The 23,259-nt window shown below is 65.0% G+C and carries 20 protein-coding genes; 13 read left to right on the top strand and 7 right to left on the bottom strand.

Features of this window, described 5'->3' with window-relative positions:
• The first annotated feature begins 57 nt into the window (after positions 1-57).
• The 3 genes from RT614_RS09060 (at position 58) to RT614_RS09050 (ending at position 2,227) form a co-directional block, all read left to right on the top strand.
• Entirely contained in the window at positions 58-966 is a 909-nt protein-coding gene (locus tag RT614_RS09060; RefSeq protein ID WP_313621773.1) for a LysR substrate-binding domain-containing protein, read from the top strand.
• 13 nt (positions 967-979) lie between these two features.
• The gene (gene serB / locus RT614_RS09055; RefSeq protein ID WP_313621772.1) at positions 980-1,690 is read left to right on the top strand and encodes a phosphoserine phosphatase SerB; all 711 of its coding nucleotides are present in this window, start codon (positions 980-982) and stop codon (positions 1,688-1,690) included.
• A 231-nt stretch (positions 1,691-1,921) separates the two neighbouring features.
• Positions 1,922-2,227, top strand: a complete 306-nt coding sequence (locus RT614_RS09050; protein WP_313621771.1) for a hypothetical protein — start codon at positions 1,922-1,924, stop codon at positions 2,225-2,227.
• A 61-nt stretch (positions 2,228-2,288) separates the two neighbouring features.
• Here the strand turns inward: RT614_RS09050 and fabV are convergent, their stop codons facing one another.
• Positions 2,289-3,479, bottom strand: a complete 1,191-nt coding sequence (gene fabV / locus RT614_RS09045) for an enoyl-ACP reductase FabV (protein ID WP_313621770.1) — start codon at positions 3,477-3,479, stop codon at positions 2,289-2,291.
• Positions 3,480-3,589: 110 nt separating this feature from the next.
• A complete protein-coding gene (locus RT614_RS09040) occupies positions 3,590-4,564 on the bottom strand; it encodes a DMT family transporter (RefSeq protein ID WP_313621769.1) in 975 nt (324 codons plus the stop codon).
• Positions 4,565-4,658: 94 nt separating this feature from the next.
• Between RT614_RS09040 and RT614_RS09035 the strand changes: the two genes are divergently transcribed.
• The 7 genes from RT614_RS09035 to RT614_RS09005 all read left to right on the top strand — a co-directional run bounded on the left by RT614_RS09035 (position 4,659) and on the right by RT614_RS09005 (position 12,144).
• Entirely contained in the window at positions 4,659-5,546 is an 888-nt protein-coding gene (locus RT614_RS09035; protein ID WP_313621768.1) for a LysR family transcriptional regulator, read from the top strand.
• A 478-nt stretch (positions 5,547-6,024) separates the two neighbouring features.
• On the top strand, positions 6,025-7,071 hold the full coding sequence (locus RT614_RS09030; protein ID WP_313621767.1) for a TRAP transporter substrate-binding protein: 1,047 nt from the start codon (positions 6,025-6,027) through the stop codon (positions 7,069-7,071).
• A gap of 132 nt (positions 7,072-7,203) precedes the next feature.
• The gene (locus RT614_RS09025; RefSeq protein WP_313621766.1) at positions 7,204-7,824 is read left to right on the top strand and encodes a TRAP transporter small permease; all 621 of its coding nucleotides are present in this window, start codon (positions 7,204-7,206) and stop codon (positions 7,822-7,824) included.
• Positions 7,821-9,104, top strand: coding sequence for a TRAP transporter large permease (locus tag RT614_RS09020; protein WP_313621765.1), 1,284 nt, complete (start codon positions 7,821-7,823; stop codon positions 9,102-9,104). The genes RT614_RS09025 and RT614_RS09020 overlap by 4 nt, the downstream gene beginning before the upstream one ends.
• 72 nt (positions 9,105-9,176) lie before the next feature.
• Positions 9,177-9,860: a DUF2848 domain-containing protein gene (locus RT614_RS09015; protein WP_313621764.1), complete on the top strand. Its 684-nt coding sequence runs from the start codon at positions 9,177-9,179 to the stop codon at positions 9,858-9,860.
• 92 nt (positions 9,861-9,952) lie between these two features.
• A complete protein-coding gene (locus RT614_RS09010; RefSeq protein ID WP_313622045.1) occupies positions 9,953-11,302 on the top strand; it encodes an amidase in 1,350 nt (449 codons plus the stop codon).
• A gap of 35 nt (positions 11,303-11,337) precedes the next feature.
• Positions 11,338-12,144, top strand: a complete 807-nt coding sequence (locus tag RT614_RS09005; RefSeq protein WP_313621763.1) for a putative hydro-lyase — start codon at positions 11,338-11,340, stop codon at positions 12,142-12,144.
• Positions 12,145-12,212: 68 nt separating this feature from the next.
• On the opposite strand, the gene RT614_RS09000 is transcribed toward RT614_RS09005, so the two are convergent.
• The 5 genes from RT614_RS09000 to RT614_RS08980 form a co-directional block, all read right to left on the bottom strand.
• On the bottom strand, positions 12,213-13,532 hold the full coding sequence (locus tag RT614_RS09000; RefSeq protein WP_313621762.1) for an alpha/beta hydrolase: 1,320 nt from the start codon (positions 13,530-13,532) through the stop codon (positions 12,213-12,215).
• 112 nt (positions 13,533-13,644) lie between these two features.
• Positions 13,645-14,715 (bottom strand): porin, encoded by a 1,071-nt coding sequence (locus tag RT614_RS08995; RefSeq protein WP_313621761.1) that lies wholly within the window; start codon positions 14,713-14,715, stop codon positions 13,645-13,647.
• A 334-nt stretch (positions 14,716-15,049) separates the two neighbouring features.
• Positions 15,050-16,351: a TRAP transporter large permease subunit gene (locus RT614_RS08990; protein ID WP_313621760.1), complete on the bottom strand. Its 1,302-nt coding sequence runs from the start codon at positions 16,349-16,351 to the stop codon at positions 15,050-15,052.
• Entirely contained in the window at positions 16,344-16,844 is a 501-nt protein-coding gene (locus tag RT614_RS08985) for a TRAP transporter small permease (protein WP_313621759.1), read from the bottom strand. Before RT614_RS08985 ends, RT614_RS08990 begins: the two co-directional genes overlap by 8 nt.
• A gap of 7 nt (positions 16,845-16,851) precedes the next feature.
• The gene (locus tag RT614_RS08980; RefSeq protein ID WP_313621758.1) at positions 16,852-17,826 is read right to left on the bottom strand and encodes a TRAP transporter substrate-binding protein; all 975 of its coding nucleotides are present in this window, start codon (positions 17,824-17,826) and stop codon (positions 16,852-16,854) included.
• A 281-nt stretch (positions 17,827-18,107) separates the two neighbouring features.
• Here RT614_RS08980 and nudC point away from each other — a divergent pair, with 281 nt between their 5' ends.
• The 3 genes from nudC to RT614_RS08965 all read left to right on the top strand — a co-directional run bounded on the left by nudC (position 18,108) and on the right by RT614_RS08965 (position 23,234).
• Positions 18,108-18,878 (top strand): NAD(+) diphosphatase, encoded by a 771-nt coding sequence (gene nudC / locus RT614_RS08975; RefSeq protein WP_313621757.1) that lies wholly within the window; start codon positions 18,108-18,110, stop codon positions 18,876-18,878.
• A 134-nt stretch (positions 18,879-19,012) separates the two neighbouring features.
• Complete coding sequence (locus tag RT614_RS08970) at positions 19,013-19,522, top strand: winged helix DNA-binding protein (RefSeq protein ID WP_313621756.1); 510 nt, start codon at positions 19,013-19,015, stop codon at positions 19,520-19,522.
• 88 nt (positions 19,523-19,610) lie between these two features.
• Positions 19,611-23,234, top strand: a complete 3,624-nt coding sequence (locus RT614_RS08965; RefSeq protein WP_313621755.1) for a hydantoinase B/oxoprolinase family protein — start codon at positions 19,611-19,613, stop codon at positions 23,232-23,234.
• Positions 23,235-23,259: the final 25 nt, after the last annotated feature.

Genomic DNA, 23,259 nt, shown 5'->3' with positions numbered 1-23,259 from the left:
TGGGAAAGAGCAGCACAACACGGCGCCTGGACGGCGCCCGGGCGGGCGTCGCTTGAGATGGCGGGCCACAGCCTGCCGCCGTTGAAGGCATTGCGGGTGTTCGAGGCGGCGGCGCGACTGCGCAGTTTCACCGCGGCCGCCGAAGAATTGAGCATCACGCACAGTGCCGTCAGCCAGCAGATCCGCATCCTTGAAGAGTATGCGGGCCAACCCCTCTTTGCCCGCGAGGCGCGCGGCGTTGCGTTGCTGCCCTGCGCTCAGGCGTATTTCCCCGAGGTCCAGGCCAGTCTGGAACGCATCGCCGCCGCGACGGCCAAGCTTCGCTCGCCGGCCTATGCCGGCGCACTGCGCGTCTGCGCCACGCCGTCATTGACCATGAAGTGGCTGATCCCGCGCCTGTCCACCTTCCAGGCGCTGCACCCGGGCATCGATGTGCAGCTCAGCACGCAAGGCCGTCCATTCCTGGACCGCGGCGGCGACGCCGGCAGCGACGTGCTGATCCGGCATGGCTACATGGCGCAATCCGACCTGGCCTGCGTGCATTGCCTGGACGACTTCCATGTGCCCGTCGCGTCGCCCAGGTTCATCGAGCGCAATCGCCTGTCCGCGCCCGCGGACTGCCTGGGCCATCCACTTTTGAAGATCTCGGGCGGCATGGACCACTGGCCCCGTTGGTTCGCGTTGGCGAAGGTCGACGTGCCGGCGCAGCTTCCCGGCCCGGTCTTCGACCACCAGTTCCTGTGCATGCAGGCCGCGATGAACGACCTGGGCATCGCGCTTGCGCCCTGGTGCCTGCTGGAAGACGACATTCGCGCCGACCGCCTGCGTCCGCTGTTTGCCGGGCGCCGGCTGCCCAATGACGGCGTCCATGCGCTGTATCGCCAGGACGGGCCGGCCGCGGCCCAGGCGCAGTTGTTCATCCAGTGGCTGTGCACGCAACAACACGGGCTTTCCCACCCCGAATAGACAAGGACATTCCATGGTTGACGAATCCACTTCCCCGGGCCTGCACTGGCGCGGCATCGTTCCTCCGCTGGCCTTACGCGACTACAAAGTCATCGGCTTCGATATGGACTCCACGCTGATCTCCATCGAGACGCTGGACGAGATGGCGGATCTGATGGGCAAGAAGGCCGAGGTGGCGGCGCTGACCGAGGCCGCCATGCGCGGCGAAATCACGGACTACAAGAAGAGCCTGCGGGACCGCGTGGCGCTGCTTGCCGGCATGCCGGAAGCGGCGCTCGACGAGGTCTACGAACAACGCCTGCGGATTACTCCCGGCGCCCAGACGCTCATCGCGGCGTGCAAGGCGGCTGGACTGACATGTGTGCTGGTCACCGGCGGTTTCACGCACTTTACCGATCGGCTGCGCGTGCGCCTTGGACTGGACGATGTGCGCGCCAACGTGCTGGAAGTGCGGGACGGAAAACTGACGGGGCGCCTGCTGCCGCAAGCCTGGGGCGATATCTGCGACGGTGACGCCAAGCGCGGCAAGCTGGCCGAGGTGTGCGCGCGGTTGGGTGTGGGACTGGACCGCGCCATTGCGGTGGGTGATGGCGCGAACGACTTGCCCATGATGCGCGCCGCGGGTCTGTCAGTGGGCTATCGCGCCAAGCCAGCAGTGCGGGAAGTAGCCAGGATTGCAATCGACGATGGCGGTCTGGATCGACTTCTCGAGCTGGTGTCGTAGTCAATCGACAAAACACTAAAAATAAGATTGCTGCGGAAAAACAACCCGAGTAGGCTGATCGAACGACGAAGTTGGCAAAGCGAAGTTGGCGAAGATTACCAGCGCGGATGCAAAGGCAACCATGCGGTGGGACGGTGGACGTGGCGAGGCCTTAGCTTTTGCGCCGAAGTGCCGTAATAGGAATGAAGAATGCAGTGCCGTTCTTGTTCATGCCTACGTCAAGGAGTTGCCATGTCTATCCGCTCGTCAGTGCGTGCTTCCTTGTTTGTCGCTTTGCTGGCCCCCGCGATGGCCAGCGCGGATGGCGGAGTCATCCGATTCGTTGGATCCATCGTTGAACCCGGCCAGTGCATGCCCCGCGTGACGCAGGCCGGACCCCAGGCGCTTCCGCAGGTTTCTTGCGCTCCGGTCGCTGGCAAGCAGACATATGACCCGGCTTCCCGCGTCCAGACCAGTGTGCGACTGATTGCGCCCGACGCCGGCCAAGCCGCGGCTTCAGGTCCCAAGCGCTATCTGGTCATGCTGGATTACCACTGAACAAAGCGGCCCCGGCAAGCCGGGGCACGCAGCAGCGCGCGGCGGGCCTCCCGCCGCGCAGTCAGATCAAGCCGCGGAATTCCACCACCGGATCGACGTCCGCTTCGTAGTCCACCCCCTCGATCTCGAAGCCGAAGAGGCGCAGGAATTCACGTTTGTAGCCGGCGAAATCGGTCAGCGTGTCGATGCTGGCGGTGTCGACCTGATTCCACAACGCCTGGACCCGCGCCTGCACGGCAGGGTCGAGTTCCTTGTAGTCGGCGCGCAGCCTGCCATCTTCGTCCATGATCGGCGTGTCGCCGCACAGGCTGTCCCGATACAGGCCATACACCTGTTCGATGCAGCCTTCGTGGGTTCCATCTTCTTTCATGACCTTGAACAGCAGCGACAGGTACAGCGGCATCATTGGAATGGCCGAACTTGCCTGCGTCACCACGGCCTTGAGAACCGAGACGCGGGCGTCTCCGCCACGAGACGCAAGCTTGGCGCGGATGTCCAGCACCTTCTGGTCCAGGTCTTTCTTGGCCGCGCCGATGGACCCGTTCCAGTAGATGTCGTGCGTGATCTTTTCGCCCAGGTAGGTGAAGGCCGTGGTGGTGGCGCCTTCCGCCAGCACGCCGGCCTCCAGCAACGCGTCGATCCACATCTGCCAGTCTTCGCCGCCCATCACGGCAACGGTGGCGTCGATCTCGGCCTGCGTGGCGGGTTCCAGCACGCCGTCCTTGATGACTTCCTTGTCGGTGTCCAGGCCGCGCAGGGTCACCGCCTTGCCGATGGGCTTGAGGGTGGAGTTGAACACCTGTCCGGTCTTCGGATGCGTGCGGCGAGGGGCGGCCAGGCTGTAGATGACCTGGTCGACCTGGCCCAGGTCTTCCTTGATGGCGGCGATGGTCTTCTGCTTGATTTCGTCAGAGAACGCGTCGCCGTTAATGCTCTTCGCGTAGAGGCCTTCGGCCTCGGCAAACTTGTGGAATGCGGCGCTGTTGTACCAGCCGGGCGTGCCCGCCTTGCCCGGCTCGCCGGAACGTTCGAAGAACACGCCCAGGGTCTGCGCGCCACAGGCGAACGCGGCGCTGATACGCGCGGCCAGGCCATATCCAGTGGAGGCGCCCAGCACCAGCACGCGCTTGGGGCCGCCCGTCATGGGGCCTTGCGCCTTGACGTAGTCGATCTGGTTTTTGACGTTGGCCTCGCAGCCGGCGGGATGGGTGGTGACGCAGATGAAACCGCGCACGCGGGGCTTGATGATCATGAAGGCCTCTTATTCGGAAATCGCCACAGGCCCATTGCGGGAAAGGGCAAAAGGCGATCCGCATTGTACGGGAGGCCGCAAGCCCGTGGCGTCGGGCGGAAGGCCTGCGCCTAGCCGCGGGTGGCCCCGCCAGAGGCAGGTCCGGAAGCAACCCCTGGCTTGGGGCCGCCCCGGCGCCATTCGACGAGGCCGATGCCCACGCCGCTGGCGCAGATGATCGCAATGCCCAGCCAGGTCAGCGGGTCCGGGAAGTGGCCCCAGACAAGCCAGCCCACCGACGTGGCGCTGATGATCTGCAGGTAGATGAACGGCGCCAGCGTGGAGGCGGGCGCGCGGCGGTAGGCGGCGATCTGGAACAGATGGCCCACGCCGCCCGTGATGCCGGTGGATATCAGCAGGGTCCAGTCCAGTGCCGACAGGCTCTGCAGAACCGGCAGGGCGGGCGGCAGGATGAAGGGAAGGGTGAGCGTGAGGCAGGCCGTGCCGACGGCGCCGCTCCAGATCAGCGAGGTGAAAGGGTCGTCGCCCGCCACGCGGCGGGTGGCGATGAACTGTGCCGCGAAGCAGCATGCCGTCAACAGGCCGAAGATCGTGCCGACGGGGTGCAGCCCGCCGCCCGGACGGATGACGATGACCACGCCGATGAATGCGATGCCGGCCGCGACGAAGCGCGACAGGCGGGCGGGTTCCTTGAGGATCCAGGGCGCCAGCGACAGCACCAGCAGTGGGGCCAGGAAATTGATTGCCGTGGCCTCGGCCTGCGGGATGTAGCTCAGGGTGGTGAAGAACATGAGCGTGGCCAGGAACATCGAGCCGCCGCGGATGAGCTGTTCGCGCGGCTTGTTGCTGCGCAGCACGCGCAAGCCGCGCGCGGGCAGCACCAAGGCCAGCACCAGCACCAGATGCACGGTATAGCGGAACCAGGACAGCACCAGCAGCGGCACCCCCGCGTTCATCACCCACTTGCCGCTGGCGTCCAGACAGGACAACGTCCACATCGATAGCACCAGCAGCAGCACGCCGATCATCGGGCCGCGCGCGGCAGGTGCGCTGGCGCGCAAGCGACCGTTATCGGCCGGGGTCATGGACGGGGCTCCTTTCAGCATGAATTGGCCATGGCGCCGTTCAAGGCGATGGGCGGCTGACATAATACGCTCATCCCGCCGGGGGAACAGGCCAATGATAGAACTACGCAACGTCGAAACTTTTTTCTGGGTCGCCACGCTGGGCAGCTTCCGCGCAGCGTCGGACAAGCTCAACACTACACAGCCAGCCGTCTCGCAGCGCATCGCCTCGCTGGAGTCAGACCTGGGCGTCAAGCTGTTCGAGCGCGATGCGCGTGGCGTCAAGCTGACGGCCAAAGGGCACGAACTGCTTTCGCACGCGGAGCGCATGCTGCAAGTGCGACGCGACATGTTCGAGGCCGCGCGCGAGCAGAACGTCATGTCCGGCACGGTGCGGATCGGCGTGGCCGAAACCATCGTACAGACCTGGTTGCCCGCGCTTATCGAACTGATACACGCGACGTATCCGGCGCTGGTGCTCGAAATTGAAGTGGACACCACGCATGTCCTGCGCTCGCACCTGATGTCGCGGCAGATCGACCTGGCGTTCCTGATGGGACCGGTGCTGGAGGCGCGCGTCGAGAACCTGCCTTTGTGCACTTACCCACTGGCGTGGGTGGCGAGCCCGATGCTGGACCTTGGGCCGGAGCCCCTTACGCTGGCGACGATAGGCAGGCTGCCGATCATCACGTATCCCTCGAACAGCTCTCCATATCGCGTGGTGCGCGACATGCTCACCCGGGCCGGCGTCACGTCTCCTCGCATGTATGGCAGCGCTTCGATGTCCATGGTCGTGCGGATGACGCAGGACGCCATCGGCACGAGCGTGATCGCGCCGGTCTTCCTGGGGAAAGAGCTTGCCCGCGGCGAACTGCGGATTCTGCAGGTCGAGGCCGATCCGTTGCCCGAACTGAGCTTTACCGCAACCTGGGTGCAGGGCCCCGACAGCCACGCCGTGCGCACCATCGCGCAGATGGCGCAGAAGGTTGCCGCAAAGGCTTGAGGCGGTAATTTTCCCTAGGTGTTTTCCCCAGCAATCGGCCCGGGCCATGCTCGCCCGGCGTGCCGGCGCGCAAGCTCGGGGCCGGTGCGAATCGCCCGCAGAGCCGCGCCATTCCTGGGTTTGCGGAAATGGAGCCGGGTGACGCCGGCGAGACCCAAAAATTATTTATACCCCCACATCGCAACTTACGATTGGACGGTCATGGCGCCGGGCGATGCAATGGCGCTACAGAAAAAGGTAGCGCCTGGATACACGGCGCGGGGGAAAATCATGAATAGGCATCCATTGCGGGTCAGTCCGAGAAGGGCGCCGATGCGGCAGCGTGCCGTGTCTCGTCGCGGCGGCAGTCGAGCCAGCGCCGTGGGCGCTTTCCCTGTTTTTGCGCTTCGTCCCTGATCTTTCGATCTCCAACGGCGCGCGATCAGGATAACGGGATCCCGCGCGCGACAGACCATCCCGCCAGCCAGGAGTTTTGTCCATGAAGAAGTCTCTTGCATTCGCCGCCGTCGCCGCCAGCCTGTTGGCAGGCGCGGTCCAGGCCCAAGACCTGCCCAAGACTCAGTTGAAGGTCGTGGGCGGCCTGTCCAACCTGACTGCTTACAACGACTACGAAAAGCCGTTCTGGACCAAGACCATTCCTGAGCTGTCCAAGGGCCAGGTCACGGCGGAAATCAAAGGCTTCAACGAAATGGGGTTGAAGGGGCCGGAGCTTCTGCGACTGATGTCCCAGGGGGTCATTGAATTCGGCACCGCCACGTTGTCGTACTTCGCCAGCGACAACCCGATCAACGAAGCGATCGACCTGGCCGGCCTGGCGCCGGACGTCAAGACCGCGCGCGCAGTCACCCAGGCGTTCGAGCCCGTCTACGCCAAGCTCTACGGCGAGGGCAACAACGTCAAGCTGCTGGGCATTTCGACCTATCCGGCGCAGGTGCTGTTCTGCAACGCCGATATCAAAGGCCTGGCCGACATCAAGGGCAAGAAGGTCCGTACCAGCAGCCGCACCACGGCCGAATTCGTCGAGGCGCTTGGTGGTTCGAGCGTGACGATGGCGTTTGGCGAAGTGGTGCCGGCGTTGCAGAACAAGGTGGTCGATTGCGCCATCACGGGTTCGTTGTCCGGCTATTCGGCCAAGTGGTATGAGGTCTCCACCCACCTGGTCGCGCTGCCGATCAACTGGAACCAGCAGATCCACGCCGTCAACCAGAAGGCCTGGGACAAGCTGGATCCGAAGGTGCGCGATTTCCTTCAGACCAACGTCAAGACACTCGTCGACAACATCTGGGATGCCGCTGCGCGCCAGACGCAGGAAGGCTACGACTGCAACACGGGCGCGGCCTCGTGCCCGTTCCCCGTCAAGGGCAAGATGGTCCTCGTGCAGCCTAGCGATGCCGACAAGGCTTTGCTGAAAAAGGTCGCGCAAGAGGCTGTGCTGCCCAAGTGGGCCGCCCGCTGCTCGGCTCAGTGCGTCAAGGACTGGAACGCCACCGTTGGCAAGACGCTGAACCTCACCGCCAGCAAGTAAGCGACAGGATGCGCCGGTCTTGCACGCCGGCGCATGTTTCGGTCGGCGGCGTCGGCCAGTCTTGCGGGCGCCGCGACGCGGGCCCGCGACACCGGCCTGCGTTGCCCGGCGGTGCCACCAGAGGTTTCATTCATGACTCAAACTGAACATTTTCGCCTGCTTGGCGGCCTGTTGCGGCGGGCGGAGAGCTTTTCCCGCGCGGCCGTATGGGCCGGGGGCGCCCTGACCGTGGCCAGCGTGCTGCTCATCTCCTTCGATGTGCTGGCGCGCAAATTCCTGGGATTCACGACGGGCGGCGCGGACGAACTGTCCAGCTACGCTTTTGCGATCAGCACGTCCTGGGCGTTGGCCTTTGCCACGCTGCAGCGCGCCAACGTGCGCGTTGACGTGCTCTACCAATATCTTCCGGTGCGCCTGTCGGCCGTGCTGGACTGGGTTTCCATGGTGGCGATGGCCGTCTTCATGGTGTTCCTGACCTACTACGCCTACGACGTGGTGGTGACCTCCTGGACTCAGAAGTCGGCCGCGAACACGCCGCTGGCCACGCCCCTGTGGATTCCTCAAGGGCTCTGGATGCTGGGACTGGGATGGATGTGCATCACCGTCGCACTGATGCTGGCGCGCGCTTCCGCGGCGCTGGTGACGGGCGACATCGAACTGGTCAAGCAGATCTGCGGCGTGCGCTCCGCCCAGGAAGAGGCTGACGAAGAAGCCGCCGCGGGCGAGCGCATGGTAAAGGGAGAATCCGCATGATCGCCACTGCTTTGACACTGTTGTTGGTGCTCATCGGGCTGTCGATACCCGTGGGCGCGGCGCTGGGCGTGTTGGGCCTGATCCTGGATCCGATGTTCTCGATGCTGCCGCTTTCTCGCGCCATTGGCGAGATTTCCTGGAGCTCCAACAACGAGTTCCTGCTGGTTGCAATTCCGCTGTTCATCATGCTGGGCGAGGTGTTGCTTCGCGCCGGCTTTGCCGAGCGCATGTACAGCGCAATGAGCCTGTGGCTGTCGTGGCTTCCGGGCGGGCTGATGCACGCCAACATCGGAGCGTCGACGCTGTTCTCCGCGACATCGGGCTCCAGCGTTGCCACGGCCGCGACCGTCGGCACCGTCGCCATTCCGCAGATCCGCAAGTATGGCTACAACGAACCGCTGTTCCTGGGCAGCCTGGCGGCCGGCGGAACCCTCGGCATCCTGATTCCGCCGTCGATCAACCTGGTCATCTACGGCGTGCTGACGAATTCGTCGGTGCCCAAGCTGTATCTGGCGGGCATCATCCCCGGCTTCGCAATGGCGGCGCTGTTCATGCTGACCGTGGTTGTCGCCTGCGTGGCCAAGCCTTCGTGGGGCGGCAAGAAGATCACCGCGACCTGGGGCCAGCGCTTCGCAAGCCTGGTGCACCTGGCGCCGCCGCTGGGCATTTTCTTCCTGGTGGTGGGTTCGATCTACGCGGGTCTGGCGACGCCGACGGAAGCCGCGGCGCTGGGCGTGCTGGGCGCATTCATCCTGGCGGCCTGGTTCCGCCGCCTGACGTGGTCGATGCTGCGTGAGGTGATGGAAGGCACGATGCGCTCCACCGCCATGATCATGCTGATCGTCATCGCGGCGAGTTTCCTCAACTTCGTCATGTCCGCGACCGGCCTGACCGATGCGCTGACGCAGTCGATCACGGGCCTGGGCCTGTCTCCCGGCTGGATGCTGCTGATCGTGGTGATCTTCTACCTGGTGCTGGGCTGCTTCATGGAGACCCTGTCCATGATGATCACGACCATCCCCATCGTGGCTCCCATCATGATCGGCCTGGGCTATGACCCCATCTGGCTGGGCATCGTCATCATCGTGCTGGTCGAGGCCGCGCTGATCACGCCGCCTGTCGGATTGAATCTCTTCGTGGTGCAGAGCCTGCGCAAGAGCGGATCCATGAGCGCAGTCATCGTCGGCAGCCTGCCGTTCGTGGCAGCCATGTTCGTGATGCTGGCGCTGCTGGCGTTCTGGCCCGACTTCGCTCTGTGGCTGCCGCGCGTCTTCGGCTGATCCATTCCTTCTTCCGATTCCGGCGCGGCGCCAAGCCGCGCCGCTCCTCACCCAACTTTCCGCAGGACTGATATGAAAGCCGTATTCAAGATCGACGACGCCAATCCCCGCCAGGTGGAAGTGGACTTCAACTCCGTGATCGTGGCTGGCTGGGCCGGTCGCGACATGGCCGCCATCGAGCACCACATCGAGGAATTGGCCGCCATCGGCGTGCCGCGTCCGAGCAGCGTGCCGCTCTATTACCGCATCGCCGAAAACCAGCTTACCCAGGCAACCAACGTGCAGGCGCTGGGCGTGGAGTCTTCCGGCGAGGTCGAGACATTCGTCTTCGCCGTGGACGGCGAGATGTACGTGAGCATCGCGTCGGACCATACCGACCGCAAGCTGGAGACGGTCAGCGTGGCCATGTCCAAGCAGGTGTGCGTCAAGCCCGTTGCGACCGAGGCCTGGCGACTGGCCGACGTGGCGGCCCATTGGGATGAACTGATCATCCGTTCCTACATCGTCGAGAACGGCGAAAAGGTGTTGTATCAGGAGGGCCCGTTGTCCACGCTGCGCACCCCGCAGGACCTGATCGCCGGCTACACCGGCGGAGCAGCCCTGCTGCCGCAGGGCGCGGGCATGACCTGCGGCACCGTGGGCGCCATCGGCGGCATCCGCGCCGCGGCGGATTTCACGATGGAGCTGTTCGATCCGCGCCTGCAGCGCACCCTGCGCCACAGCTATCATGTCGAGTCGCTGCCCGTGGTGGCCTGACCGCGGCCACGCCCTGTATTGATCCCCCGGGCGCATCCCCTGCGGGAGCGCCTGTTCGCATACCCATGCCGCCAGGCGGCACTAGGACAATGATGGTTTCGACCTTGAATGATCTGACCCTGGCCCTGAGCGAGGGCCGCAGCACCTCCGTCGAGTTGACCGAATCCGCCCTGGCGCGCGCCCAGGACGAGGCGGGCGAGGGCGCCCGGGTGTTCACCAAACTGTATGCCGAATCGGCGCTCGCCCAGGCGCGCGCCTCCGATACGCTGCGCGCGGCGGGCATCGTCCGTTCCGCCGTGGAAGGCCTGCCGATCAGCATCAAGGACCTGTTCGACATCGAGGGCGAAACCACGATGGGCGGATCGGTGGCGCGCGAAGGCGAACCCGTGGCCGAGGAGAACGCCGAGGTCGTGCAGCGTCTGATCGCCGCGGGCGCCGTCATCATCGGCCGCACCAACATGACCGAATTCGCCTATTCGGGCCTGGGCATCAACCCGCATTACGGCACTCCCTTGAACCCCTATGACCGCGCCACCGGCCGCATCCCGGGCGGTTCGTCGTCGGGCGCCGCGGTGTCGGTCGCGGACGGCATGGCGGTTGCCGGCATCGGTTCCGACACGGGCGGCTCCGTCCGTATCCCGGCCGCGTTGTGCGGCCTCACCGGCTTCAAGCCCAGCGCCTGGCGCGTGTCCATGAAGGGCGTGTTGCCGCTGTCGGCCAACCTGGATTCCATCGGCCCCATCGCGGCCAGCGTGCGCTGCTGCGCGGAGCTGGACGCGATTCTGTCGGGCGACGGCGGTCCGGTGCCGCAGGCGCTGCCCGTGCGCGGCCTGCGTCTGGCAATCCCCACCACGCTTGCGCTTGACGCCATGGACAAGCACGTTTCCGACACCTTCTCGGCGGCCGTGCAGCGCCTGCAGGACGCGGGCGCGCTGGTCGACAGGATCGAGATTCCCGAATTCGCCGAACTGGCCGCCATCAACAGCAAGGGCGGATTCACCGCCGCCGAGGCCTGGGCCTGGCACCGCGACCTGATCGCGCGCGCGGGCAAACGCTACGATCCTCGGGTCGTGTCGCGCATCATGCGCGGCCAGGATATGTCCGCTGCGGATTACCTGGACCTGCTGGACGCCCGCGAAGCATGGGTCGCTGCGGTGGATCACCGTATCGCGGGCTACGACGCCCTGATCATGCCCACCACGCCCATCGTGGCGCCCGCGGTGGCCGACCTGCAGGCTTCCGACGAGGCCTACTACGCCGCCAACGGGCTGATCCTGCGCAATCCCACGCTGATCAACTTCCTGGATGGCTGCGCACTTTCGCTGCCCTGCCATGCGGACGGCTCGGCGCCTGTCGGCCTGATGATCGCGGGCAGCAACGGCACGGACCGCCGCATCCTGGGCATTGGCCTGGCCGTCGAAGATCTGTTCGCCGGCCGCTGATCGCGTTTCGAGACACCCGCAACAAGAGAATTCTCATGGTTCACGCCGATAAAGCTGGAAGCAGCGTCGCATTGGCCCGCCAGGCGCGGCTCGATGCGCGAGCAGGGCGCCTGACCGGACCCACGGCCAACCTGGCCCCCGGGCATGTGCAGGCCAACCTGGCGATCCTGCCGCGCGCGCTGGCGGCGGATTTCCTGCACTTCTGCCAGCGCAATCCCAAACCTTGTCCGTTGCTGGCCATGTCCGAACCGGGCGACCCGTCGTTGCCGGAACTGGGGGTGGATATCGACATCCGCACCGACATCCCGCGCTACCGGGTCTGGGAGAAAGGCGAGCTGGTGGCCGAGCCCACCGACGTGCGCGACATCTGGCGCGACGATCTCGTGTCTTTCCTGATCGGATGTTCTTTTTCATTCGAAGAGGCGATGCTGGACAATGGCCTGCCGGTGCGCCACATCGAACAGGGCCGGAATGTGCCGATGTATCGGACAAGCATCCCGACGCAGCCCGCGGGCGTGTTCGGCGGGCCGCTGGTCGTGTCCATGCGGCCGTTGAAAGCCGCGGACGCCATCCGGGCCATCCAGGTCACCTCGCGCTTTCCGTCGGTGCATGGCGCGCCCGTGCACATCGGAGACCCGGCCCTCATCGGCATCGCCGACATCGACCGTCCCGATTACGGCGACGCCGTGGAGATCCGCCCGGGCGAGATGCCGGTGTTCTGGGCTTGCGGCGTCACGCCGCAGTCCGTGGTGGCGGCCGTGCGTCCCGATTTCTGCATCACGCATGCGCCGGGCCACATGCTCGTCACCGACTTGATCAACAGCCGCATGGCGGTGCTGTAGGGTCTGTCTGCAGGGTGTTGCGCCGGTCGGGTGGCAAAGCGGTCGACGCGCACACCCGGCCAGGTCATTCAGAGCTCGGCGGGGTTGCGGCCGCGCATCAGGCCCTCGACGCGCTGATCGTAGTCCGGGGGAAATGTCCAGAAGCGCAAGCCATTCGGGGTGTGGGACTCCTGCAATCCACGATCGGCTGGAGCCTTGTGCCACAGAAATTGCATCAGCACGTCGCTGCTCACCCAGGCGTTGCTGAACCAGAAACTGTGCGCGCGGCGTCCCAGCCCGGGAATGTCGCGGGGATCCACACGGATCATGTCGAAGTTCAACTGCTGCGAGGCAGCATTCACGAACGCGATCTGTTCGTCCGTGAGGTCGTCCGCACTCGGACGGCCCGCGCGGGAGGCGCGCTGGTGGCGCGCCGCGAAGCGCAGGGCCCGGTCGCCCAGGTTGGCGCCCAGGCTCACTCGTTCGGTCAGGTCGATGTACTGGCGCAGGTCCGTCACGAAGCGGTACGTGTCTTCGTCGGGCGCCGCGAAATAGACCTGGCCCAGCCGCAGGCGAGCGCGCAGCGCCTCGCGCGTCTCGCCCTCGTTGGGCCGGGCCAGCGTCGCGAGCCCTTCGCTGGCGATTCGCGCGCCCGCGCTGAAGGCAAGTATGTTGATGTGCTCCGCATTCGTATTGCGCGACAGCAGCTCGATCAGACGGGCAAACGCAGGCACTGACGCGCGCGCCGCGCGGACGTCCGTCGCATAGGACAGCAGGCTTCCGGCCGAGGGCCACAGAAAGACCAGGACGACGGCCTGGCGGCCCGTGAAGTGGTGGAATTGCGCGGCTTGCGCGGTGCCGCGCCATACCGCGTTGTTGAAGCCGTGCACGTAGACGATCAGGTCCCGGTGCCGGCTGGCGGCCAGCGCGTCATTGATAAGGGCAAAGTAGGCTTGGGCCTCGGGCGAGGTCTCCGCGTCGCTTTGCGGCGTAAGCGCGACGAACTCTTCCATGCGTTCCAGGCTGAGCACCGGGCGTCCGCGTTCGCTGACCGACGTGGACAGCCTGCGCAACTGCTCCCAGTCGAGCGAGCCATCGCCGATCTGCACCTGCGCCGCGCCCATGCGCAGCGTGTCGCTGGGAAATATGGAATAGAAGGGCTGGCGCGATTCGATGAAGACGGCGCGGTTGGTGGCGTACAAAAGGGGGATCGACGTGCTGGCGCCCAGGGCTTGCTTGTGCTCGAAAGGATCGACGTAGCCCGTCGTGAACTTGACCGGCGTGGGCATCAGTTGCACGGGCGACGAGCATGCAGCCAAAAGTGCCACGGACGCCGCCGCCAGGGCCGCCCGTGCCGCGCGCAGCAGGCGGGCGGACGAGGCAAGCACGCAGGCATCGAAAAAAAACATGCGACGGGCCGGGTTCGTGTTTGGGAAAACAACTAGGCACGCGTGGATTGTCGCCGTGGTCCCGGCGGGGATCAAGTGTCAGACACCCAAGGTGTCCGACACGCCGGCAGGGTCAGAAAATGTGGCGGAAACCCACGGCGGCGCCGAGCTGGCTGCTCTTGCCCGCGATTTCGCCGCTGGCGGCGTCGCTGACCTTGTTCCAGTCCACCGTGCCATACAGTTGCGAGCGCTTGGACAGCGAGTATTCGGCTACGGCCACGAGCGCATAGCGCTTGCCCTTGTCGCCTTCCTCGACCACGTTCTCGCTGCGGTCATAGTACGCAGCGCCCGTGATGGCCCAGCGCGGCGTGGCCTGCCAGGTCACGCCGGCGAAGTAGCCGTTGTCCTTGCGGTCCAGGCTGGCGGTGGTGGTGCCGCCCATGACGCCATTGACCCAGCCGGTTTCGTCGCGGCCGTTGTAGTAGCCCGCGAACACCTTGGCCGAATCGAACTGGTAGGACGCGTTCAGGTTCCATGCCTGCTGGCGCTGGTCCGAATCGGTGGCGGCGTAGGTCTTCTGCCAGGCGGCGCCCAGGCCCAGTTGGCCGATCGTGTAGCGCAGGCTGGCGCCGTACTGCTCGCCGGCCTTGCGGTCGTCCCAGTCGTCGCCATTGGCCCAGGACGCCACGACCGACAGGTTGCCGAACGTGTTGGCGTACTTGGTCATGTTGTTGGTGCGCACGCGCGACATGGCGGCGGGCAGCCAGGAGTTCTGCTCGTAGTTCCCAACCGTCAGGGGGTCGAAGTAGTCGGCCAGCAGGTCGAACATCGGCGTGTTCTGCAGGCCCAGCGTCAGGGCGCCGATGCCGCCGCCGTCCAGGCCCACGTAGGCGAGCCGGCTGAATGCCTTGGTGGTGTCCGACCCCTTGCCGTTCTGCAGGTTGATGCCGTTCTCGAGTCGGAAGAAGGCGCGGTTGCCGTTGCCCAGGTCTTCGGACCCGCGCAGGCCCCAGCGGCTGTTGGAGATGGCGCCGTTTTCCATCGAGATGCGGCTGCCATCTTCTCCGACGCTGCCGGAGCTGGTGCTGAGGTACCGGATGCTGACGTCGGCGATGCCGTACAGGGTGACGCTGGTTTCGGCGCTTGCCGCGCCGGCGGCCAGGCCAATGCCGGCCGCGGCCAGCGTTAGGGTGATGCGTTTCACTTTGAACTCCTCCTGGTGTAGCTGATTTATGGTTGCGCCGCGCTTGTGGCGCGGTTCTGCGTCGCCCGGCGGTTCGTCGGGCGCCTGGCCTTTGCACCGACGCTTCGGATAAGCGCGGTTCCGGAACATAGGCCATCCTGCAAGAGTGCTCCGTCGCAGTGCTGCGCACGGACGCCAGGGGATTCTAAGAAAGTTGAAGAGGGTGGAAAACCAAAATCGTTCGGCGTTTTCCCGGGTTTACAGCGCGGTAAACCCTCCAAACGGCCAAGAATCGCATGAGGCGAAAAAAAACCCCGTTCATGGAACGGGGTCTTTCGGGCTGCATGGCGTCGGCCTACAGCGTCATGTGCAGCGGCAGCCAGGTCGCGATGCCGGGAAGGGCATAGAGAAGCAGCACGGCAAGGATCATCAGGAAGAACATCGGCAGCGACGCCCGCGCGATGTAGGGCAGTTCCCGCCCGCTCATGCCCGACAGCACGAACAGGTTGAAGCCGACTGGCGGCGTGATCTGTGCCATTTCCACCACGAACACGATGAAAATGCCGAACCAGATCAGGTCGATGCCTGCCGCCTGTACCGTCGGAAGCAGCACGCCCATGGTCAGGACCACGATCGAAATGCCGTCCAGGAAGCAGCCCAGGACGATGAAAAACACCATCAGCGCCATGATCAGGCCAAACTGCGAAAGCCCAAGGCCCCCGATCCATTCCGCCAGCGCGCGCGGCAGACCGATGTACCCCATCGCCAGGGTAAGGAACTGCGCACCTGCCAGGATGAGCGCGATCATGCAGTAAAGCCGGGTAGCGCCCAGCAAGGATTGCATGAAGGTGGACCGGGTCAGGGATCCTTGCAGCGCCGACAGGATCAGCGCGCCCACCACGCCCACGGCCGCCGCTTCGGTTGCCGTGGCGATGCCGGTGTAGATGGACCCGAGCACGGCGCCGATCAGCAACATCACGGGAATCAGGTGACGCGAACGCGACAGCTTTTGCATGAACGACAAGCCGGGATCCGCGGCCGGAACCTGGTCGGGGTTTCGTATGGCCCACCACGCGATGTACCCGCTGAACAGCAGCGCCAGCAAAATACCCGGCACGATGCCCGCAATGAACAGCTTGGCGATGGATACGTCCGCCGCCACCCCGTACACGATCATGATGATCGAGGGCGGGATGAGCAGGCCCAGGGTGCCGGCGCCGGACAGCGTGCCCAGGATCTTTTCCTCGGGGTAGCCGCGGCGTGTCAGCTCGGGAATGGTCATCTTGCCGACCGTGGCGCAGGTGGCCGCCGACGAGCCCGACACGGCAGCGAAGATCGCGCAGCCAATCACGTTCGTGTGCAGCAGCCGTCCTGGCAGCCGGTTGAGCCAGGGCGCAAGACCTTTGAACAGGTCTTCCGACAGCCGGGTGCGGAACAGTATCTCGCCCATCCACAGGAAGAGGGGCAGGGCGGTCAGCGTCCAGCTTGACGATGCGCCCCAGATCGTGACGGCCATGGCGTCGCCGGCCGGGCGGCTGGAGAAGATCTCCATGCCGATCCAGGCCGTGCCCGCCAGCGTCAGGCCGACCCAGACGCCGCAGCCGAGCAGGACGAAGATCGAGACGACCAATAAGGTAATGACGAGGAGTTCATTCATGGGTTTGCTGCGAGGTGGCGGCGGCGAGGCCGCGCGAACGGCGGATCAGTTCGTCAACGAGAGCGACGAAGAACAGGATCGTGCCCACGGCCATGGTTGTCTGCGGAATCCAGAGCGGCGTGGCGTCGTTGGACGTTGATATGTCGTTGAACGTCCACGAGTCGTAGGTCAGCTTGACACTGAAGAACGCGAAGGCGGCGGCCAGCAGGCAGCCGACGGCCAGGGCGAAAATGTCCAGCCGGCGGCTTCCTGCGGGAGCCAGCGAATTCAGCAGCAGCGTCACGCGGATGTGCTCGCCATGCTTGAACGTGCTGGCAAGCGCCAGGAACCCGGCCGCAGCCATGAAGTACCCCGCGTAGGCGTCAGTGCCGGGGATGTTGAAGCTGAGCTGGCGGGCGATGATCGCCGCCAGCACCGACACGAGTACGCCTATCGTGCACAGGCCGGCCAGCAGGCCGGCCGCGCCGTAAAGACCATCCAGAAAGCGGCGCATAGGAATATCACTGCTTCCTGTAGGCGTCGATCATGGCCTGGCCGTCCGCGCCGGCCTTTTTCAGCCAGTCGTCCAGCATCCGCTTGCCGATGACGCTCAGGCCTTCCTTGAGCTCAACCGTGGGCTGGATGGTTTCCATGCCGTTCTTGGCCAGTTCTGCCTGGTACCACTTGTTCTTTTCCTGCGACAGCTTCCAGCCGCGTTCCTCGGCCTGCGCGCCGGCCTTCTTCAGGGCTTCCTGCGTGGCGGGGTCCAGCGCGTCGAACGCCTTCTTGTTGACGATGATGGCGTTCTTGGGCAGCCAGGCCTGGGTGTCGTAGAACTTCTTGATGTACTCGTAGGTCTTGGTGTCGTAGCCGGTGGATGCGGACGACATGTACGAGTCGATCACGCCGGTGGCCAGCGCCTGGGCCAGTTCGGCCTGCTGCACCGTCACGGGTTGGGCGCCGACCAGTTCGGCGATCTTCGCCGTGACCGGGCTATAGGCGCGCCACTTCAGGCCCTTCATGTCATTGATCTGCTTGATGTCGCGGTTGGCGAAAATGCCCTGGGGCGGCCATGCCACCGCATACAGCAGCGTCATGCCTTGCGCGGCCAGCTTCTTTTCCAGGAACGGCTTCTGCGCCTGATACAGCTTGAACGACGCGTCGTACCCGGTGGCCAGGAAGGGCAGGCCGTCCAGTTCGTAAATCGGGTCTTCATTGGCGAAGTTGGTCAGCAGGATCTCGCCGATCTGTGCCTGGTTGCCTTGCACCGCGCGCTTGATTTCAGGCGCCTTGTACAGCGATGCATTGTTGTGCAGCGTGATCTTCAGCTTGCCTTGCGACAGCGAGTCGACGTCCTTGATGAAGGTCGTCAGGTTCTCGACGTGGAAGTTGCTTGCCGGATAGGCGCTGGGGAGGTCCCACTTGGTCTGGGCCTGTGCGCCCGCGCTGAAAGCCAGGACGATGCTGCCGGTCAGCAGCGAGATTTTCTTGTACATGAATGGTCCTTCTTTGCGAATGGTGATGACGGGTCTGGCCCGATAGGCATTGCGAAAAAAGATTGCGCGGCGCGGCTTCGCGCCGCCTGAGCGCCGTGCCATTCTATGTTGCTGTGCGGTAACAAAGCGCGGGAATTCGACGTTTTACGGGTTATTCCTAGGGTTCGCTGTTGCTCATTGGTTGAAGGTTCAATGTTTGCCGTCAGCGATGCCGGGATACGCTCAGTTGTCAGGTTTTTCTTCTAAGATTGCGCAATTGGATACGCTGCGCCGAGGGTCGTGTGAATTTCGTTTTTCGCCGTGATGAATTGCTGGTCGAAGTCTCGTCCAGCGTGTTGCCGGATACGGCGTTGTGCGAACGCATCGGGCTGTCCGCCGCGGTGTTGCAGCCGGTCTGGATGCAGGCAGGCTCGCCGTATCGCACCGTGTGCGTCGAACCGGCCATCGAAGCCCCGGAGGGCTACGCCTTCAAGAAGCTGCGTTCGTTGTTCGGCGTGTTCGACGACGAGGGCATGGCGCTGGCCGGCCGCGCGTATCAGATCGCCGAGTGGGCCCGCACGCACCGGTTCTGCGGCGCCTGTGGCACGCCGGCCGAACGCTTGACGCACGAATTCTGCCTGCGTTGCCCCGCCTGCGGGCTATCGGCGTATCCACGCATTTCACCGGCCATGATGGTGTTGATCCGCAAAGGGGACAGCATCCTGCTGGCGCGTCACAACAATGGGGCCGCGGCCCGCTACACGGCGTTGGCCGGTTTCGTCGAGCCGGGCGAAAGCATCGAGCAGACCGTCCACCGCGAGATCTACGAAGAGGTGGGGCTGAAGGTCGGCAATCTGCAGTACTTCGGCAGCCAGCCCTGGCCGTTTCCACATTCGCTAATGGTGGCGTTCACGGCGGACTACGTGTCCGGCGACATCCGCATCCAGGAAGACGAAATCGCCGACGCACGCTGGTTCGGCCCGGGCGATCCCATGCCTGTCATCGCCGCCCGCATTTCGATCGCCGGGTGGCTGATCCGCGCCAACCTGCCCATGGGCTGGGAAGCGCCCTGAACCGTCACTGAAGAACAAGCGTAGGGGTATTCCCTCGAATCGAGGGAATTCTGCGTGTCGCTAGTGGTTTTTTATTGATGAAATATAGATAAATTATTAGTATTTCATCCAGATAAATTCCGCCTCCGGCTCTTATGACCCCCACTTTGATTGCATCGTCGGCCCATCTGGCGGGCGGCAGCGCGCCCGATCTTTCCGAAGTGGAATTCGGCCTGATGATCGCCAGCCACGCCTTCGACCGTTGGACGGTGCGTTGCATGGCGGCTGCGGGCCTTCCGGACCTGACACCCACCGATGTGATGGTGTTTCACCATGTCTATCACCGCCAGCGTCCCAAGAAGCTGGCCGACATCTGCTTCACGCTGAACGTCGAAGACACCCACATCGTCAGTTATGCGCTCAAGAAGCTCGATCGCCTTGGCGTCGTGCGCGGAGAGCGCAGCAGCAAGGAAGTTTTCTACAGCGTCACGCCCGAAGGGACGGCAATCCTGAAGCGCTATGGCGAAATCCGCGAACAATGCCTGACCGCCGGCCTGGATGCGCCTGGCGGAGGCGGCCTTGAATTCAGCCGGCAATTGGCGCACACGCTGCGCGCGCTGTCCGGCCTGTACGACCAGGCGGCCCGGGCCGCCACCTCTCTTTGAACCAAACACGCGGGGCAAGCCCCGACACCAGCAACCCGACCGCGGCCATACGCGCCGCGGCGACCTCTTGTTCTCGAGGATACCTAGTATGAAGTGGCAATTCTGGATCGACCGTGGGGGCACCTTTACCGACATCGTGGCGCGCCGTCCCGATGGCAGCACCACCACGGCGAAGATGCTGTCCGAAAACCCCGAGCAGTATCGCGATGCGGCGGTGGCCGGAATCCGCAAGCTGCTGGGCATCGCGCCCGGGCAACCGGTGCCGGCCGATCAGGTCGAGTGCGTGAAGATGGGCACCACGGTGGCCACCAATGCGCTGCTCGAGCGCAAGGGCGAGCGCACCTTGCTCGTGACGACGCGCGGGTTCCGCGATGCGCTGCGCATTGCTTATCAGAATCGTCCGCGGCTCTTCGATCGCAACGTGCTGCTGCCGGAAATGCTGTACGAATCCGTCGTCGAGGCGGACGAGCGAGTGGCGACCGACGGCGAAGTGATCCGCGCACTGGACGAAGCCGGCCTGCGCAAGGACATGCAGGCCGCCTACGACAGCGGCATCCGCGCAGTCGCCATCGTTTTCATGCACGCCTGGCATGCGCCCGATCACGAAAGCGCCGCCGCCCGGATCGCCGCCGAGATCGGCTTCACCCAGGTGTCCGTGTCGCACGAGGTCAGCCCGCTGATCAAGTTCGTGTCGCGCGGCGACACCACCGTGGTGGATGCCTACCTGTCGCCCATCCTGAAGCGCTACGTGGACCAGGTCGCCGGCGAACTGCCCGGCATCCGCCTGATGTTCATGCAGTCCAGCGGCGGCCTGACCGATGCGCACCGATTCCGCGGCAAGGACGCGATCCTGTCGGGGCCGGCCGGCGGGATCGTCGGCATGGTGCGGACCAGCGAAATCGCCGGCTTTCCAAAGGTCATCGGTTTCGACATGGGCGGAACGTCGACGGATGTTTCGCACTATGCGGGCGAGTTCGAACGCGAGTTCGAAACCCAGGTGGCGGGCGTGCGCATGCGCGCGCCCATGATGAGCATCCATACGGTCGCGGCCGGCGGCGGCTCCATCCTGCATTTCGACGGCGCGCGCCTGCGGGTCGGACCGGATTCCGCCGGCGCGAATCCGGGACCGGCGTGCTACCGCCGCGGCGGCCCGCTGGCGGTCACGGACTGCAACGTGCTGCTCGGCAAGATCCAGCCGGACTTCTTTCCCAAGGTATTCGGCCCGGACGCCAACGAAGCCCTGGACCGGGAAGCCGTGGTCGAACGCTTTGCCGCCATGGCCGACGAAGTTCGCGCCGCGACGGGCCGCGAGATGTCGCCGGAACAGCTGGCCGAGGGCTTTCTTGAAATCGCCGTGGGCAACATGGCCGAGGCGATCAAGCGCATTTCGGTCCAGCGCGGCCATGACGTGACCGAGTACGCTTTGACCGTATTCGGCGGCGCCGGCGGCCAGCACGCGTGCCTGGTGGCCGACGCGCTGGGCATGACCACGGTATTCGCCCATCCGCTGGGCGGCGTGCTGTCGGCTTACGGCATGGGCCTGGCGGACCAGACGGATATGCGCCAGAAGACGGTCGAAAAGGTGCTGGACGCCGCGCTGATGGGCGAGCTGAAGGACGAACTCGACGTCCTGGCCGGCCAGGCGGTTGGCGAACTGCGCCGCCAGCACGTGGCCGAAACGGACATCAACGTGCAGCGCCGCCTGCACCTGAAGTACCGCGGCACCGACACCGCGCTGGAAGTGGCTTTTTCCGACCTGGAGCAGGCCCGCCGCGATTTCGAGGCCGCCTACCGTCAGCGTTATTCCTTCCTGATGCCCAATCGCGAACTCGTTGTCGAGACCATTTCGGTCGAAGCCACGGGCGGCGGCGAGCGCGTCGGCGAAGCCGCGACCGCGCGCAGCCGTGACGGCGAGTTGGCCTCCCGCCGCGTGGTCAGCATGTACAGCGCGGGCGCCTGGCGCGACACGCCCTTGTACGTGCGCGAAGACATGGCCGGCGGCGACGTGGTGCCGGGTCCCGCCATCATTTCCGAACCGAACCAGACCACCGTCGTCGAGCCCGGCTGGCAGGCCGAACTGACCGCGCAGGACCACTTCGTGATCCGCCGCGTGGAAGCGCGCCCTGAACGCCGCAAGGTCGGCACGCAGGCCGATCCGGTCATGCTCGAGGTCTTCAACAACCTCTTCATGTCGATCGCCGAGCAGATGGGCTACCGCCTGCAGAACACGGCGTATTCGGTCAACATCAAGGAGCGCCTGGACTTCTCCTGCGCGATCTTCGATGCGCAGGCGCGCCTGATCGCCAACGCGCCCCACATGCCCGTGCACCTGGGCTCGATGGGCGAATCGGTTCGCACCGTGATGAACGCGAACGCCGGCCGCATGATGCCGGGCGATGCGTATGTCGTGAACGATCCCTACCATGGCGGCACGCACTTGCCTGACGTGACGGTCATCACCCCCGTGTTCGACAAGGCCGGCCGCGAGATCCTGTTCTATGTGGGCTCGCGCGGGCACCATGCGGATATCGGCGGCACCACGCCGGGTTCGATGCCGCCGGATTCCAAGACGGTCGAGGACGAAGGCGTGTTGTTCACGAACTTCCAGCTCGTCAAGAACGGCGAGTTCCGGGAAGAGGCCGCGCGCGAGATCCTGGGTTCGGGCCGCTGGCCGGCGCGCAATCCCGACCAGAACATCGCCGACATGCATGCACAGATCGCCGCCAACGAAAAGGGCGTGCAGGAACTGCTGCGCATGTGCGATCACTTCGGCCTGGATGTGGTTCGCGCCTACATGGGCCACGTGCAGGACAACGCCGAAGAGGCGGTGCGCCGTGTGATTTCGGTGCTCAAGGACGGCAGCTACGAATACCCGCTGGATAACGGCGCGGTGATTCGCGTGGCCGTACGCGTGGACACCGAAGAGCGCACCGCAGTGGTCGATTTCACGGGCACGTCGGCCCAGTTGGACAACAACTTCAACGCGCCGGGCGCAATCGCCGTGGCGGCGGTGCTGTACGTGTTCCGCACGATGGTCAATGACGACATCCCGCTGAACGACGGTTGTCTGGTGCCGCTGTCCATCATCGTGCCGGAAGGCTCGATGCTGCGTCCCAACCCGCCGGCGTCGGTGGTGGCGGGCAACGTGGAAACGTCCATGTGCATCGTCAACGCGCTGTACGGCGCGCTGGGCGTGCTGGCGGCCAGCCAGGGCACGATGAACAACTTCACGTTCGGCAACGCGCGCCACCAGTACTACGAGACCATCTCGGGCGGCACGGGCGCGGGCCCGGTGCGCATCGACGCGGCCGGTCCGCAGGACGAAGGCTTCGCGGGCACGTCCGTCGTGCAGGCGCACATGACCAACTCGCGTCTAACGGATCCCGAAGTGCTGGAGTTCCGCTTCCCGGTCCGGCTGGAATCGTACGAGATCCGCAAGGGCTCGGGCGGCGCGGGCCGTTATCCGGGCGGCGACGGCGGCGTGCGGCGTATCCGCTTCCTGGAAGACATGACCGCGGCCATCCTGTCGAACAACCGCCGCTTTGCGCCGTTCGGCTTGGCGGGCGGGCAGCCGGGCGCGATGGGCCGCAACACGGTCGAGCGCGTGGACGGCACCATCCAGGAGCTTGGGCCGCAAGACAGCGCGCAACTGCGCCCTGGCGACGTCTTCGTGGTGGAAACGCCCGGAGGCGGCGGCTACGGCGCAGCCTGATCGGCGCGAGGGGTGTCCGGTTCCG

Origin of the sequence: Achromobacter sp. (assembly GCF_032102605.1) — a bacterium.
In the GTDB taxonomy this organism is placed as follows: Bacteria; Pseudomonadota; Gammaproteobacteria; order Burkholderiales; family Burkholderiaceae_B; genus Achromobacter.
The sequence above is the reverse complement of the archived record's forward strand: the minus strand, read 5'-3'. Positions and strand labels throughout refer to the sequence as shown.